Raw genomic sequence first — 14768 nt, forward strand, 5'->3', positions numbered from 1 at the left:
TAAAAACGCGGCCGCCCGTGTAGGCTGACGTAAGCGGTTACGTTGGTCTACACGGGCGGTTGCGGAAGGCAATGCGGGCGGTCACGCAAGGAGATAAATCAATAGGCATCTTGCGGGCTTCCGCATGGGCTGTGCCATATTATATAATTAAGGAGTAATCTTTACCTAAAAAACATACCATTCTATGAAACGACTAAGCATGATCTGCCTGTTCCTGCTTGTCTGGGCAGGAACAATGTTTGCACAGACACTGAAATCGCCGGACGGAAACCTGACCCTGCAGTTCCGCCTTTCGGCTGAAGGCACACCGGTCTATTCCTTGCAATACAAAGGAAAAGACGTCATCAAGGAGAGCAAATTGGGATTCAGCGTGCGTCCCGATTATCAATTCGACCGCAACTTTACGGTGACCGATACACAAACTTCGGAAAGCAACACTACCTGGAAGCCCGTATGGGGACAATACAGTGAAATCCGCGACCACCATAACGAATTGTTCATCGCCATGAAGCAAAACGGAACGGGCTGGCTGCTGAACCTCCGTTTCCGTCTGTTCAATGACGGGCTGGGATTCCGCTATGAGTTCCCGGTGCAGAAAGAACTGCGCCACTTTACGGTGAACGAAGAAGAGACCGAATTCCGCCTGACCGGTGACCATAAGGCGTTCTGGCTTCCGGGAGACTATGATACGAACGAATATCCCACTACGACTTCGAAACTCTCGGAAGTGGCAAGCCTGATTGACAGCGTGCGCCAGGAACCGCTCGCCATCCGTTCGGCTACCCCGAACCTTGCCGTACAATCGTCGTTGATGCTGAAATCGGCTGAAGGGTTATACATCAATATCCACGAAGCCGCACTGGTGAACTATCCTGCCATGCAGCTGAATCTGGACGACAAAGGCTTCGTACTCAGCACGCACCTCACTCCCGACCGCAACGGCACGAAAGCCTACGTGCATACCGGAAGCGTTACGCCGTGGCGTACCATCGTAGTAAGCGACGATGCCCGCGACATCTTGGCTTCCAGCCTCATCTTGAACCTGAACGAACCTTGCAAGCTGGCGGATACCTCGTGGATTCATCCTACGAAGTATGTCGGCGTATGGTGGGAATACTTCACGGGGCAAGACTCTACGTGGGCATATACCGACACGCAGGACATCGTTATCGGCAAGACCGATTATACGAAGCTGAAACCCAACGGACACCACGGAGCCAACACGGCACACGTGAAGGAATACATCGACTTTGCAGCGAAACACGGGTTTGACGCCGTATTGGTGGAAGGCTGGAACGAAGGCTGGGAAGACAACTATGCTTACAGCAAGGAATTCATTTACGATTTCGACAAACCCTACCCCGACTTCGACGTGGCTGAACTGCAACGCTACGCACAGGAGAAAGGCGTGAAAATCATCATGCACCACGAAACCACCTCATCGGTAGCCGACTACGAACGCCAGATGCACGACGCCTTCCGCTTTATGAACAAATACGGATACGATGCCGTAAAGACGGGCTACGTAGGTGGCATCATCCCGCGCAGCGAGCACCACGACGGACAATGGATGGTGAACCATTATCTCCGCGTGGCGAAAACGGCTGCACAATATAAGATTATGGTCAACTCGCACGAAGCCGTCCGCCCGACAGGCTTATGCCGCACCTATCCCAACTGGATTGCGCAAGAGTCGGCACGCGGCACCGAGTTCGAATCCTTCAAAGGAAACCGCCCCGACCACACCACCATCCTGCCGTTTACCCGCCTGATGGGCGGTCCGATGGACTATACGCCGGGTATCTTCGAGGGAGACCTTTCGCAATACGGATCGAACCAGGCGAAGCTGAGCACCACGTTGGTAAAACAACTTGCCCTCTACGTCACGATGTACAGCCCGCTCCAGATGGCAGCCGACCTGTACCAAAGCTACGAGAAACACCTTGATGCCTTCCAGTTCATCAAAGACGTGGCGGTAGACTGGGACAATACCTACATCCTGGAAGCCGAACCGGGCGACTACATCACCATTGCCCGCAAGGCGAAAGGCAAGAACGAATGGTACATCGGCGGCATCACTGACGAGAATGCGCGCGAAGCCGTCATCGACCTCAGCTTCCTGCCCGAAGGCAAGAAATACGAAGCCACCATTTATGCCGACGGCAAAAAGGCAGACTGGCGTACCAATCCGCAAGACTACATCATCTCCACCAAGAAAGTCTCCAGCAAGACCGTGCTGAAGCAACGCCTCGCGCCCAGCGGCGGTGTGGCTATCAGCATTAAGGAGCTGTAATTAAAAATAGAACACGGAAACACCGAGTTGCATATAGCGGTATCTTTCGGGGTACCGCTATTTTTATAGCATAATTATAAATATCAAAATATTGTTTTGAAAATCAGAACTCTTTTCCTATCTTTGTGCTGTGATAATCAAACGACCCAATGAGAATATTTACAGAACAGGCGATAAAAGAGTATTCGGAGACTCATCCCGATGCGAAAGTGGCTTTGCAAGAATGGGCCACTATAGTCAAGAAGAGCCAATGGACGTGTTTTGCCGATGTAAAGAAATCGTTTAACAGTGTGGATAACGTAGGCAACCAGCATTACGTATTCAATATCAAAGGTAATAATTACAGGCTGATTGTAGTAATAAAATTCACGATAAAGTTTGTTTATATCCGTTTCATTGGGACACATTCGGAATATGACAAAATAGCTGATTGCTCTAAAATTTAAACTTATGACAAAGATAGAAACAAAAGCTCAATACGATTGGGCTGTAAAAAGAGTCGAGGAACTTCTTCCGTTGGTTACGGACGAGACGCCTCTCGATGACCCTAGCAGCATCGAATTGGAATTGCTGTCCAACCTTGTTGCTGACTATTCGGAAGAGCATTTCGCATTGGGAGAACCTACGCTTGTCGACATCCTCAAACTCCGTATGTACGAAATGGGGTTGAACCAGAAGTCTTTGGCTAAACTGATTGGCGTCAGCCCTTCACGTCTAAGCGATTACATCTCCGGGAAATGCGAACCTACACTGAAAGTAGCCCGTGAGATAAGCCGGAAATTAAGCATTGATGCAAACATCGTATTAGGTGTGTGACGCAAGAGATGCCCCGGCACGGACAGGCGATCCGTTCATAATGTTAAAATAGGAAGTTAAAAAGGCGGAAGATGACTATCCCGAAAAAGCCTATCTTTCGAGGACATTCAACACATAAAGCTTATTCCTATGAAAACAAACGCTTTTAAAGGACTGTTCCTTCTGCTCTGCTTCTGCTTCCTCAGCTGCGGAAGCAAGAAAGCAAAGACAGCCGAGGCATACCCCCTTGGCGCGTCCGGCTTTCCAGAATGGATAAAGGTGGCGTGGCGCGTCAGCCCGGAGGACACGATGGTAATTGTGGCGATGGTCAATCAGTCGGAAAAGGATTGCACGCTGCTGATGCACGACTACCTGCCGAAGTACCCTTGCTATATTTATTATCAAGACAACGAAGGGTGGAAAGAAGTGACCGGACAAATGAAGCTGCCCCGCCCGTCCGCACACAAGAAAAAAGAAAGAAACTACGTGGAGGCAAACCCGCAATCCGAAGAAGAGCTTGAAGCCAGCAACCTGGTAAAGATAGAAGCTTGGCAAATCCTCCGTCCGGGCAAACCGGTCCGGTTCGACATCCCGTTCTATAACATCACGGAAGGCAAGGTGAAAAAAGGGCTGTACCGCCTCACCTTCTTGCTGGCAGGCAGGCGTTGCCACATCGTCTTCCAGCTCTGAACCGAAGGTCGACGAAGTCAATTTTAATCCGCTTAACAGATACCTACCAGAAAGCAGTAGCTTAGATGTTTGCCGGATTGCAAATCTGCAAGAACGGGTAACTTCAGTCACTCAAACCGTACCGTCCATCTCTTTAAGAAATTCACAGACTTACCTTTTCTTGTTGCCGGAGCGGTGAAGCGGGGCAGATTGGCTATTACTTTGCAGGCTATAGAATCCATACGGGCAGCCACATTGGGATTGGCACCGCTTTCTTTCGCCGATTTTTCAATAGTCACGTCCCGGACATACCCTTCCTTGTCGATGATGAAAACGAGATCTACTGACCCTTTGCCAAGATGTGCGTTTGCCACCTTTTTCTTCACATAATTATTCAAGTTGATAAACAAGTCTGGATCATCGGGAGCAGAGGTATGTATGGGAAATACAAGACCGCCGTCAACAAGCGTATATACCGTATCGCCTCCTAAAATGAAATAGAGGGGCAAAGGGTTAATATAATAGACTGAAGCAGTATCCACAATCTGATGTTTTGTTTCTTCAGTGGATTTGACGTCCTGCTTGTGTCCTCCTTGGCAAGAAAACAGGGCAAGCGATAATAATAAAAAGAGAATTGTTTTCATAGGCACAAAATTTTACACGGGCAAATCTATAAAAACTATCAAATTCTTTTGCTTTTTCATCCAACTTGCCACGCAAATGACGTCATCTTGTATTAATTTAATTGTTTCATTAAAAAACGACATACTATGAAACGTTTTACGTCGTTCACATTGTTAAAAGAGGAAGTTAAAAAGGCGGGAGATGTAACAGACTATCACGAAAAAGCCTATCTTTGAGAATGTTTAATATAAAAACCAATAATCATGAAAAGAATTTATTGTTTAATCGGATTGTTGGTACTGATTCCGATGGAATTGATATCGTGTTCAGAAAACGAAGTATTGACAGAAGTCAATGCTCAGAGTGAACCTGCTCTTCAAGTGAATACCGAAGAGAAAGCGTTGGAAACCCATGCGAAGCTGATAGCAGGGTTCAAGCAGGCCGCCGCCCGTGGTGCAACCTCTATCTATCCCGATTACTATGGCGGATGTTTCATTAACGACCAAAAACAATTGGTTGTGTTGGCTACGAACGAAAGCGGGCAAGCGCAGATAAAATCGATGACGGAAAATGCCGGCAACCTTGTTTTCAAGCCTTGCAAATTTTCTTATAATTATCTGAATCAGGTAATGGATGAACTGACCGACCACATGATAAAGAATAAAGATTACAAGGCAAGCAATTTCATCTATTGCTATGTGCTTGATTCGGCAAACGTTGTAGTAGTAGGATTGCTGGAATATTCTCCTGCAAAAATTGAGGAGTTCAAGAGAAATGTCTCCGATTCCCCTGCCATCTGGTTTAAACCAGTACATGGCGAACAGCCCATTAGTATATTAAAAGAGAACGTTGAAGCAGATAGAGCTGATATCCAATTGCACCTTGGCATCCGAAATTATACCATGTACGACATGAATTTGTGCATTTCATTGAACATTTCGCACTGTTTCTGTAGAGACGATGTGCACATCGTCTCTACTACATGGCATATACAAAATGCACAAATTAATGCAGCCCGAAGTATAAGAAAAAATTCCATTATGAAAGATATTAAGTTTTTAGATATTAAGTTTTTAGAAGCTGTTTTGATTTCATTCGATAAATTTGTTAAGCATGATTTGGATGAATGCGATCTGTACCATGGCTTCCGCAGTTTCAGCAAGGAACTCGTAATCAATAGTCAGCCTTCTGAAGTTTTCCAGCCATGAGAAAGAGCGTTCTACAATCCATCGTTTGGGCAGCACCTGAAATTTGGATGGGCATTCATCCGCTCTGAGTACGACCTCCAATATCCATCCGAATTTCTTCTTGACCCAATCGACCAAACCTCCCCTGTAGCCTCCATCTGCCAGGATTTTAACCAAACGCGGAAATTTATAAGCGAGTTTTTCTATGGCTTGTGGGGCACCCTTGCTGTCATGCAGGTTGGCTTCATGGATTGCGACGGCTAACGGAAGCCCAAGCGTATCGACAATGATGTGCTCTTTCCGCCCCTTGATTTTCTTGTTCCCGTCTATACCGCGGTCAGAATCAACATGATGGGAAGTCTTCACACTTCTGGAATCCATGATGCCAAGGCTGGGGCTTTCCTGATGCCCTGCCTGTTTACGGATGAAAGCGTGCAAGGTATCCATCACCTCTTCAAACACGCCTTCAAGCTTCCATTTACGGAAATAGCAATAGACGGTTTGCCAAGGGGCGAAGTCAGAGGGAAGCATACGCCACTGGCAGCCGGTCTTGTTGATATAAAGGATTGCATTCATTATCTCTTTAAGCGAATGTTTTCGGTCCCTCGCTTGCGGCTCTAAAATATTTTTTATAACTTGCCACTGTTTTTCAGTCAGGTCGGTTGGATAGTGTGTCATAACTTTATAGTTTGGTACCTTTAAAGATATAACATTTTTCCAATTGGCTTGCTGATTTCAAATTTTAAGGAGACTGTAACATTATTCTTGAATCAATTCAAAACAGTTTCTTCTATGTTGTAATCCAAATATCCAGAGAATTTTTTTATTTTATTAAAGGTTTTCATTAGCTTTGTAATCAAGGAGTTGAAGAGGACGCAAGCTCTGCTGAGGAGCAACTTGCCAGCAATAGACTCCCTGCGTTACGCCGTAACATTGTTGAGGGATGGGACATCGGTCCTGTCCCTTTGTGTTACGGATATCGCTACATGGCTAAGAAAACCTGCCGTTTTCCTTGCCGGAACTTATTATATGGACAACCTTCTATCAGTGAACCGGGAAGTTCCCGGTCACATGTTCCTTTTCAGTCCTATTAAAGTAAAATGCCGCATTCTAAAGAAAGCAGACCTGATGGCTGCAAGAAACTGTCAGCGGTCATTCATATAGTTGTTGTCCATCGTGTCATTCAACTGTCTCATTCTTATATCTCCTTTTATATTTCAAGACATAAAAGATCCGGTTCAACAGTTTTCGGGCTATCCGCACAATGGCCTTGTTAGGCTCCATCCGCCGTGTCAGCTTTGAAAAAGCCATGTTCAAGGCCGGGTCAATCCGGGCTGCGAACCATGCGCATTCTATCAGTTTGCTTCTTAACTGCATTTGCCCCCGGAAGGTCATCTCCCCCTTATTGTCTTTCTCACCCGTGGAGTGGGAAGTGGGGACAAGGCCGATATACCCCGCAAGCCTGTCCGAATTGGCGAAACGCCGTATATCTTCCAGTTCGGCGAGTAAAGACAAAGCCGTTATCATGCCTATGCCCGGGACGGAACGTAGCAGTTCGTAGTCGGTGGCATATCCGTCTGAACGGGAAAGCGCCCTCAGCTTCCGTGTCGCTTCCAGAAGAAGCCTGCGCTGTGACTCTACGGAATCCAGCAAAAGGGAAAGACCGGCACCCCCTTCCTCCGTATCCATGCGGATACCGTTACGCAGCCAGTTCATGAAAGCGCGTGACCAGTGGGTGCCGCTGTGCTGGAATTCTTTAGGATAGTCAATCCCATAATAATACAGGAATGCCTTGACGCGCTGTTTCATTCTTGCCAGGTCACGGACAAGGGCGTCACGGCTGCGCAAAAGGGTACGGACCTCCAATGTCTCCCTGCAAGGGACATGGATGGCTGTCAGTTCATTGTTACGCAGAGACCTGGCTATTTTCCTGCTGTCCACTGCATCCGTCTTCTGAAGACGTTCCTTCTGGCTGGTGGAGACATCCGCCGGATTAACCACTATATTCTGTATTCCCATTGCAACCAGTTTATAATGTGCCCAGAAGCCACTGAAACCGGCTTCATAGGCTGACAGATAGTTTCCGTTGGGAAAATGAGAGTGAAGATAAGAGGACAGGGCTTCCGGACTCGGGGGCTGAACGAATGTCTTGTGGTGGAGATGCCCGCTCAGGATACTTACTGTCCAACTCTTCAAATGCACATCAATTCCTACGTAAATATTTTGTCCTTCAAAATTTAATGTGTTACTTTGTTTACGCATAAAGTCATAGGTTTTATTAAGTTATTTCTTTCATTTACAAATTTAATAATTCTCTTGGCTTTATGCTATTTTGCTAGCACATTACAAACATAGGAACTATATAGCCAGATATAGTCTATCAAAAATGGATTACGAAAAATGGAATGGAACGCAGAGACGCGGAAGCACAAAGTTTATTTTTTTAAGAGCAAAGCACACAGAGAGTGACATTTGGCTCCGTGTTCTTTGCCTTCTCTCTAAATTATTTCCCCACGTCTTTGCGTCTCTGCGTTCCATTTTTTCGCAAACCAATTTTGTTTTACTATAAAACAAACTGTTGAAACTGGAGTTTGGGCATATAACTGCAATACCGATACGATTACTAATCGTGCAGCTTGACGATTACTAATCGTGCAGCTTGACGATTACTAATCGTGTTGGCGATACGGTTATATAGAATGAATGTGGCAACCCATTCTCCTTACCGGATTTACAGACCGCTCCGGAAAAGCCCGGCAAATGAAGCGTGCGGGCATAAAAAAAGGAGTACCGCTGTACTCCAACCTTTGTTAACCTTAAATCTAATACTATGAAAAACACATTGCAAATGTACGGACTTTCCGGAATATAGCAAGCGATAAGAACAAAAATCTTATGCTTTATAACACGCTTTAATAATTAGATTCTTTTCCTTATCTTGTATTAACAAATATATCTTTTTTATCACTCCCGATTAAAGCCTGTTTGAATTTTGCTCAGTTTTTTTTAAGAATTGTTTTCGAAGATTGTTTTTCTGATTTTATAAGGAGGATAGCGGACTATCTGACTTCTTGTCTTGACGTATTTGCTTAGATAACCATCTTGAATGCCCCTCATTTTTCAGAGATTATCAAAGCAAAATTTGCAAATATGAATAATTTTCGCAAATTTTGTAAAACCATAATCCAATTGCTGCCTGATAGACTTACATCAAGATAAAACCTCGTACCCGAGGCCAGCCAACGGATTACTATATTTAACCCTCAAAAAAAGACAAAAATGAATACAAGAAAAACGTTTGCGTGCATATTTCTTGCTTTATGCAGCGGCACCGTCATTTATGCCGCAAGAACGGATATGCCTCAAGAAAGCCAGATGCCGTCGGCAAGCTACGCCCGGCAAAACGGGCCGACATTGACGGGAATTGTGACCGACAGCCACGGAGAACCTTTGCCGGGCGTATCGGTGTCGATAGAAGGGACAGTTACAGGAACCATCACCGACATTGACGGACGCTACCAACTAAAAATAGGAAAGGAACAACACAACGCTACTTTGGTATTCTCTTTCATCGGAATGCAAACCCAGCACATCGCCTATAAAGGGCAACACCAGTTGAACGTAACCTTGCGCGATGACCATGTGGCATTGGAAGACGTAGTGGTCATAGGATATGGAAGCAAAAACCGTAAAAGTCTGACCAGCTCTATTTCATCAGTAAAGAAAGAAGATATCGAACGGATGGCACCCGTATCACACAACATCCAAGACCTGCTGGGAGGCGGCATGGTGAAAGGTGTGCTTGCCACACAAAACAGCGGCGAACCGGGCGCTTCCATCACCATCAACGTGCGCGGCGTCACCGCCCCTTATCCCAATATGCAGACAGGAACCAACAACAATGCGCCGCTTTACGTAATCGACGGCGTGCCCCTGTTTGCCGAAAGCACCAGCATCAATCCCCTGCAAAACCTTTCTCCCAACGACATCGAAAGCATTGATGTGCTGAAAGACGCTTCCGCCACCGCCATCTATGGCTCACGCGGAGCCAACGGAGTCATCATCGTAACGACAAAAGACGGACGCAAAGAGAGCAAGCCTTCGGTAGAGGTAGGATATACCCTTTCGATAGCCAACCCCACGAAAATGTTTGACACCATGAGCAACGAGGCCTTCCTGAAATATACCGACGAAAACCTGCGCAACGCCGTTGATGCCTGGAATCAAGGCATCGGCTACTCAGCCGCCATCGATGCCCTGGCAAACGTAAGCTATGCTGAAGACGGTTCGTACATCTACCACGGACTGAACCAAGCCATGTTCGGCACGGCAAATACCAACTGGACCGACGAAGTGATGAATCGCAACGCGCTGACCCACCAATATACGGCTTCGATACGCGGAGGCTCGGCTAAAACCAATTATTCTCTCTCGCTTAACGGCCAAAACGAACAAGGGCTTTACCGCAACGATAACCTGGAAACTTACGGAGGACGCCTTGCGCTCAATACCGACCTGAACAACCACATACGGATAGGCGGCGTAATGAACTACTCGGAAACCAACCGACGCAGCACCAGCGACGGGCTAGGCACAGCAAGCAGCGACACCAAGCCTTGGCTGGTACGACCCGACATAACTGTATACGATGAAGACGGCAATTACACACGCATTGACACTGGATTGGAAATGTATGGCATGGCAGGACTGCAACTGGAGCCCAACCCTGTAGCCTTGACGCAACGCCGCACCACTTACTCAAGCAATCAATTCTTAGGAAACCTTTTCGCCGAAATCGACCTGATGAAAGGGCTGAAATTCCGTACAGACTTCAGCATGACCAACTATACCTTCGAATCGGAATATTTCACTCCAAAGGTAGCAAGCATAGATATGTCGAACTTAGGGCTTCCGCTAGAATCGACACTGCTTACCAGCGACAGCAAATACACGACAATGTCATTGAATTTCCGTTTGGACTACAGCCTCAATATCCGTAAACACCTCTTCGGCGCAATGCTGGGCTACGGCTCTGAACGCAGCAAGGCACATAGCCGTTCGTTTACCTTCCAAGGATTCCCCGACGACGAAAACCTGAACAACATAGGTTCAGCCCAAACTTTGTACGGCAAAAGCGAAACCTCCAGCAAAAACGGACTGAACTCGGTATACGGACGCGTAAATTACGACTATGACGGACGTTACTTGGTAGAATTGAGTATGCGTGCGGATGCTTCTTCGAAATTCGGCCCCGAAAACCAGTGGGGCTTTTTCCCTGCCCTGTCTGCCGGATGGATTATCAGCGAAGAGGACTTTATCAAAAACAAAAAGCAGATAAACAATTTGAAGTTCCGCCTCAGCCTGGGACAGACCGGTTCGACCAACGTGGCAGACTTTGTGTACAAGCAATATTATACGTATGGCGACTATCCTTACGGCAACGGAAGCACCATCGTGCTGAACGGCACCCTCCCCAACCGGAACATCGGATGGGAAAAGACCAGTGAAGTCAATGTAGGGTTGGACTTCGGCTTATTCGATAACCGGCTGTACGGAAGCCTTGACTGGTATTACCGCTATACCGATGGCGCGCTGGCTCCTGCGCCCCACATCTGGGAAGCGGGCATGAATACCTATTACGACAATATCATCGACATGAGCAACCGCGGCTTTGAATTGTCACTAGGTGCCGACATCGTGCGCACCAACAACTTCAACTGGAGTTCTATCCTCAACTTGTCTTTGAACCGCAACCGCGTGGAAGAGCTGAACAACGCGCAGATAGACACCTATATGCAAGACTACTTCGTGGTAGGCAAGCCAGTTGGGGTAGTACAAGGATACATAGTAGACCACATCGTGCAAGACCAAAGCGAACTGGACCGGCTCAATGCGCAAGCTGCCGCCCGATATGGAGAAGGAACAGTATACCAAGCTACTACAGGTGTAGGCGACTATTTACTGAAAGACCTGGATGGCGATGGCGTATTCTCGACCACCGGCGACAAAACCGTAATAGCCAATCCTGAGCCAAACTTCTTCGGCGGATGGAACAACACCTTCAGTTACAAAAACTGGTCGCTCTCCATCTTGATGCAGTTCTCACAAGGAGGAGAAGCCTTATACAATGACCTTGCCGCCGATATGATAGGAATAGCAGGCAAAGGCATCAATCCCGAACTGTATGACAATTTCTGGACTCCCGACCGCCGCGACGCCAAGTATGCTCGCATAGGCGATGGCATATACAATTACAATACTTCCCTGTTGGACCGATATGTATTCAGCACTTCGTATCTCAGGATGAAAAACATCACCCTTTCATACAATCTCCCTAAGCCGTGGCTCTCCAAACTACACATCGCCGGAGCTTCCGTCTATGCCGTTGCTACTAACTTATTCACCGTAAGCGGCTGGCCGGGACTTGATCCGGAATCGGTAGGTTCGGGCACCACACTTATGGGTACCAACTACGATTCCTATCCCTTATCGAAAACTTTCTCGATAGGCGTAAAACTTCAATTCTAACCCTAAAACAAACATCAATATGCAAATCAAACACCTTATTTATACCTTGCTTGCAGGAGTCTCCTTTTCGGCATGTAACCTGCTGGGGCCAGTAGACGATATACATCCCGACTATGTACTGACAGACGACAACGTCATCACCGACGCCAACTCTGCCGAATACTTGCTGAACGGCATCTACCAATACTACCGCCAACGAGAGTTCGCCTCTTTGCGCCCCGCAATGTTTATCTTGACAGGCACGTTGCTCAACTCGGACGTAGAAGGTTCTACTAACTTTGCCAATAATGACGTGAGAATAGAAAACAATGCCGTGCTCAATTATTATACTGTACTTTATAGCATCATCAACCAGGCAAACTCCCTCATCGTACAACTGGAAAACAAGCGGCCGCAAGGACTTTCCGATACACGAAAATCGGAAATTCTGGGCGAAGCCTATTTCCACAAGGCTTTTGCCGAAGTTATGTTGCTACGTGCCTTCGGAGAATTTTGGGACCAAAAATCCGAATACGGCATCATCTTATACAACGAACCGGTACGCGACAACAGCGAAGCAAAAGGACGCTCTACCGTAGCCGAATGTTACAGCCAAATCTTGTCTGACTTGAAACAAGCCGAACAAGCTCCGGCTTACGCCGGCATGGCTTATAAGGTGAACAAAATTACCGTAAACGCCCTGAAGGCACGCGTATTGCTCTACCTGAACCGGTATGCGGAAGCGGCACAGACCGCACAAGCCACCATCGACGAAGCCTTGGGAAGCGGCATGGCATTAGAAAGCAATTACTTGAACATTTTTTCTCAAGGATTCAGTTCACACGAATTGCTGATGGCACCCTACGTATCGTATCCACAGGAACAAATATATGGCTCCAAAGTGACAGACGCCGCTATGCGCGGCTTCGGCACTACCATTAAGCTGATTGCCGAAGAATTAGACCCTACTGGCAATGACCCGCGCTATACACAAACCTACCTAAGCACCGAAGCGGGAAACCTTCTGCAAAAATACGTACTGAACGACGCGGCTACCGGCGACAATAATACATACTACCTGATGCGCCTTGCCGAAGTATATTTAATAAAAGCTGAGGCAGAAGCCAGAAACGGGCAATATGCAGCGGCCCGTATGGCGCTGAAACCCCTAACCGACCGTGCCGGATATGCCGCAGGCTATGTAGACACAATAGCCGACAACGATCTGCTGCTTGCTATCTTCCGGCACAAATACCTGGAATTGAGTGCCGAGAACTACGAAGAGTGGTATGATATGGTACGATATTCACAACTGGACGGTACCGACTTCGTAAGCTTGGGATATGTGCATTCAATGGCACATCTCAATTTGCCTATTCCCCGGTCGGCCCTAAGCGGAAACAAGCTACTGGAACAAAACCCTTCATACACCCTGAATTAATAGTAAAAACCATCCAAACAACATTCTTATGAAAAAATTATGTTTACTGGCAGCACTTGCCACACTGGCAGCTTGCCAACCCCAAGAAAAAGGATATACCATCAAAGGAACCTTGACGGGCGACAGCATTCCCGAAGGCAAGGTTTACCTGCAAAAACAACTCCCTTTCGAAGTGATGCGCATTGACAGTGCCGTTATGGAACATGGAAAATTCCGGCTACAAGGACAAATAAACCAGCCGGAAATGTATACCTTGTACATAGACACACGTACCAATCCTCAAGAAAGCCCAAGAGGAAAAGTATTCGTAACCAATTTCTATTTGGAAAATTCGCCCATCACCATCGAAGGCGAATTCGATTGCCTGCCCAGTATTTATTGGACTCCAGACCGTAAAGTAATCCCACCGGTCATCAAAGGATCTGCCACTCAAGACCTCTACCAACAACTGCTGACAACACTGAAACCTTACAGCGATTCCTTGCAGGCCATCGACCGCCAGTTCCTCGAAGAATATACTAAACCGATGATGGCAGACCGAGAACACAAAAAAGATTATACCGATATTGGCATCAACTTAGTAACAAAACAAGCCGACTACCAACAACAATATATACAAAAAGTAAAAGCGTTTATCCAACAAAACCCTTCTTCCGTAGTAGCTTTAGACCAATTGAAAGCCTTATTCTCTGGGCTTACCGTCAATTTCAATGAAAAAGAAATTACAGAAATGAAAAGTTGGATAACGGATGCTTGGCAAGGAACTCCTCAACTGGCTGAACTGGACTCCATGGTGAACGTAATAACCCCCCTTGCCTTAGGTAATAAGTACATAGACATCGATGTAGAAAATCCCGATGGAAAGAGCGTTAAACTCGCGTCACTGATACCTTCGGGCAAATATGTACTGCTGGACTTTTGGGCAAGCTGGTGCGGTCCGTGCCGGGCAGAAATCCCGCATTTGGTAAAAGTGAACAAGCAATACAAAGATTTTGCCATTATCAGCATTTCGGTAGACGAAAAAAGAGAAGAATGGCTAAAGGCACTGAAAGAAGAAAATATGTCGTGGACACAGGCACGTATCGCCGACGGCATTATGGGAAACACAGTGAAGAAATACAATATCACTGCTGTACCGACCTGCATCGTACTCGATCCGGAAGGCCGCTTCTATAAAGTGAATATGCGAGGTCCAGCACTCGACAAGTTCCTGAAAGAAACCTATCAACACTAAAAGAACTCGCCCAAAGCA

General features: G+C 46.8%; 11 protein-coding genes. 8 read left to right on the forward strand and 3 right to left on the reverse strand.

Going from position 1 to position 14768, the window contains the following annotated elements; all coding sequences use genetic code 11:
- Positions 1 to 184: 184 nt before the first annotated feature.
- From B5G04_RS04740 to B5G04_RS04755, 4 genes are all read left to right on the forward strand, one after another.
- Positions 185 to 2293, forward strand: coding sequence for a glycoside hydrolase family 97 protein (locus B5G04_RS04740; RefSeq protein WP_087396070.1), 2109 nt, complete (start codon positions 185 to 187; stop codon positions 2291 to 2293).
- A 149-nt stretch (positions 2294 to 2442) separates the two neighbouring features.
- The gene (locus B5G04_RS04745) at positions 2443 to 2739 is read left to right on the forward strand and encodes a type II toxin-antitoxin system HigB family toxin (protein ID WP_022040155.1); all 297 of its coding nucleotides are present in this window, start codon (positions 2443 to 2445) and stop codon (positions 2737 to 2739) included.
- A 4-nt stretch (positions 2740 to 2743) separates the two neighbouring features.
- Positions 2744 to 3109 (forward strand): helix-turn-helix domain-containing protein, encoded by a 366-nt coding sequence (locus B5G04_RS04750; protein WP_022040156.1) that lies wholly within the window; start codon positions 2744 to 2746, stop codon positions 3107 to 3109.
- Positions 3110 to 3238: 129 nt separating this feature from the next.
- Complete coding sequence (locus tag B5G04_RS04755; protein WP_087396072.1) at positions 3239 to 3778, forward strand: hypothetical protein; 540 nt, start codon at positions 3239 to 3241, stop codon at positions 3776 to 3778.
- 107 nt (positions 3779 to 3885) lie between these two features.
- Here B5G04_RS04755 and B5G04_RS04760 read toward each other — a convergent pair whose 3' ends face one another.
- Positions 3886 to 4401 carry a hypothetical protein gene (locus B5G04_RS04760; protein ID WP_087396074.1) on the reverse strand — a complete coding sequence of 172 codons (516 nt, stop codon included), beginning with the start codon at positions 4399 to 4401 and terminating at the stop codon, positions 3886 to 3888.
- Positions 4402 to 4644: 243 nt separating this feature from the next.
- Between B5G04_RS04760 and B5G04_RS19285 the strand changes: the two genes are divergently transcribed.
- On the forward strand, positions 4645 to 5589 hold the full coding sequence (locus B5G04_RS19285; RefSeq protein ID WP_143270428.1) for a hypothetical protein: 945 nt from the start codon (positions 4645 to 4647) through the stop codon (positions 5587 to 5589).
- Here B5G04_RS19285 and B5G04_RS04765 read toward each other — a convergent pair.
- Both B5G04_RS04765 and B5G04_RS04770 read right to left on the reverse strand, forming a co-directional pair.
- The gene (locus tag B5G04_RS04765) at positions 5473 to 6246 is read right to left on the reverse strand and encodes an IS5 family transposase (RefSeq protein WP_022040158.1); all 774 of its coding nucleotides are present in this window, start codon (positions 6244 to 6246) and stop codon (positions 5473 to 5475) included. The two genes, B5G04_RS19285 and B5G04_RS04765, sit on opposite strands and share 117 nt — an antisense overlap.
- 501 nt (positions 6247 to 6747) lie before the next feature.
- Entirely contained in the window at positions 6748 to 7830 is a 1083-nt protein-coding gene (locus B5G04_RS04770; RefSeq protein WP_087396076.1) for an IS110 family transposase, read from the reverse strand.
- A gap of 1017 nt (positions 7831 to 8847) precedes the next feature.
- Here B5G04_RS04770 and B5G04_RS04780 point away from each other — a divergent pair.
- The 3 genes from B5G04_RS04780 to B5G04_RS04790 are packed head-to-tail and all read left to right on the forward strand — an operon-like array spanning position 8848 to position 14750.
- On the forward strand, positions 8848 to 12096 hold the full coding sequence (locus tag B5G04_RS04780; RefSeq protein ID WP_022038627.1) for a TonB-dependent receptor: 3249 nt from the start codon (positions 8848 to 8850) through the stop codon (positions 12094 to 12096).
- A 19-nt stretch (positions 12097 to 12115) separates the two neighbouring features.
- A complete protein-coding gene (locus B5G04_RS04785) occupies positions 12116 to 13516 on the forward strand; it encodes a RagB/SusD family nutrient uptake outer membrane protein (protein WP_022038628.1) in 1401 nt (466 codons plus the stop codon).
- Between the two features lie 28 nt (positions 13517 to 13544).
- Positions 13545 to 14750 (forward strand): TlpA disulfide reductase family protein, encoded by a 1206-nt coding sequence (locus tag B5G04_RS04790; protein ID WP_022038629.1) that lies wholly within the window; start codon positions 13545 to 13547, stop codon positions 14748 to 14750.
- The last annotated feature ends 18 nt before the right edge of the window (positions 14751 to 14768 follow it).

Origin of the sequence: Bacteroides sp. An51A, from assembly GCF_002161565.1 — a bacterium.
In the GTDB taxonomy this organism is placed as follows: Bacteria; Bacteroidota; Bacteroidia; order Bacteroidales; family Bacteroidaceae; genus Phocaeicola; species Phocaeicola intestinalis.

What these genes read in the sequence shown, in the direction of transcription:
- B5G04_RS04770 (WP_087396076.1), bottom strand. Translation starts at nt 7,830, where the DNA reads ATGCGTAAACAAAGTAACACATTAAATTTTGAAGGACAAAATATTTAC.
- B5G04_RS04740 (WP_087396070.1), top strand. Translation starts at nt 185, where the DNA reads ATGAAACGACTAAGCATGATCTGCCTGTTCCTGCTTGTCTGGGCAGGA.
- B5G04_RS04760 (WP_087396074.1), bottom strand. Translation starts at nt 4,401, where the DNA reads ATGAAAACAATTCTCTTTTTATTATTATCGCTTGCCCTGTTTTCTTGC.
- B5G04_RS04745 (WP_022040155.1), top strand. Translation starts at nt 2,443, where the DNA reads ATGAGAATATTTACAGAACAGGCGATAAAAGAGTATTCGGAGACTCAT.
- B5G04_RS04765 (WP_022040158.1), bottom strand. Translation starts at nt 6,246, where the DNA reads ATGACACACTATCCAACCGACCTGACTGAAAAACAGTGGCAAGTTATA.
- B5G04_RS19285 (WP_143270428.1), top strand. Translation starts at nt 4,645, where the DNA reads ATGAAAAGAATTTATTGTTTAATCGGATTGTTGGTACTGATTCCGATG.
- B5G04_RS04755 (WP_087396072.1), top strand. Translation starts at nt 3,239, where the DNA reads ATGAAAACAAACGCTTTTAAAGGACTGTTCCTTCTGCTCTGCTTCTGC.
- B5G04_RS04790 (WP_022038629.1), top strand. Translation starts at nt 13,545, where the DNA reads ATGAAAAAATTATGTTTACTGGCAGCACTTGCCACACTGGCAGCTTGC.
- B5G04_RS04785 (WP_022038628.1), top strand. Translation starts at nt 12,116, where the DNA reads ATGCAAATCAAACACCTTATTTATACCTTGCTTGCAGGAGTCTCCTTT.
- B5G04_RS04780 (WP_022038627.1), top strand. Translation starts at nt 8,848, where the DNA reads ATGAATACAAGAAAAACGTTTGCGTGCATATTTCTTGCTTTATGCAGC.
- B5G04_RS04750 (WP_022040156.1), top strand. Translation starts at nt 2,744, where the DNA reads ATGACAAAGATAGAAACAAAAGCTCAATACGATTGGGCTGTAAAAAGA.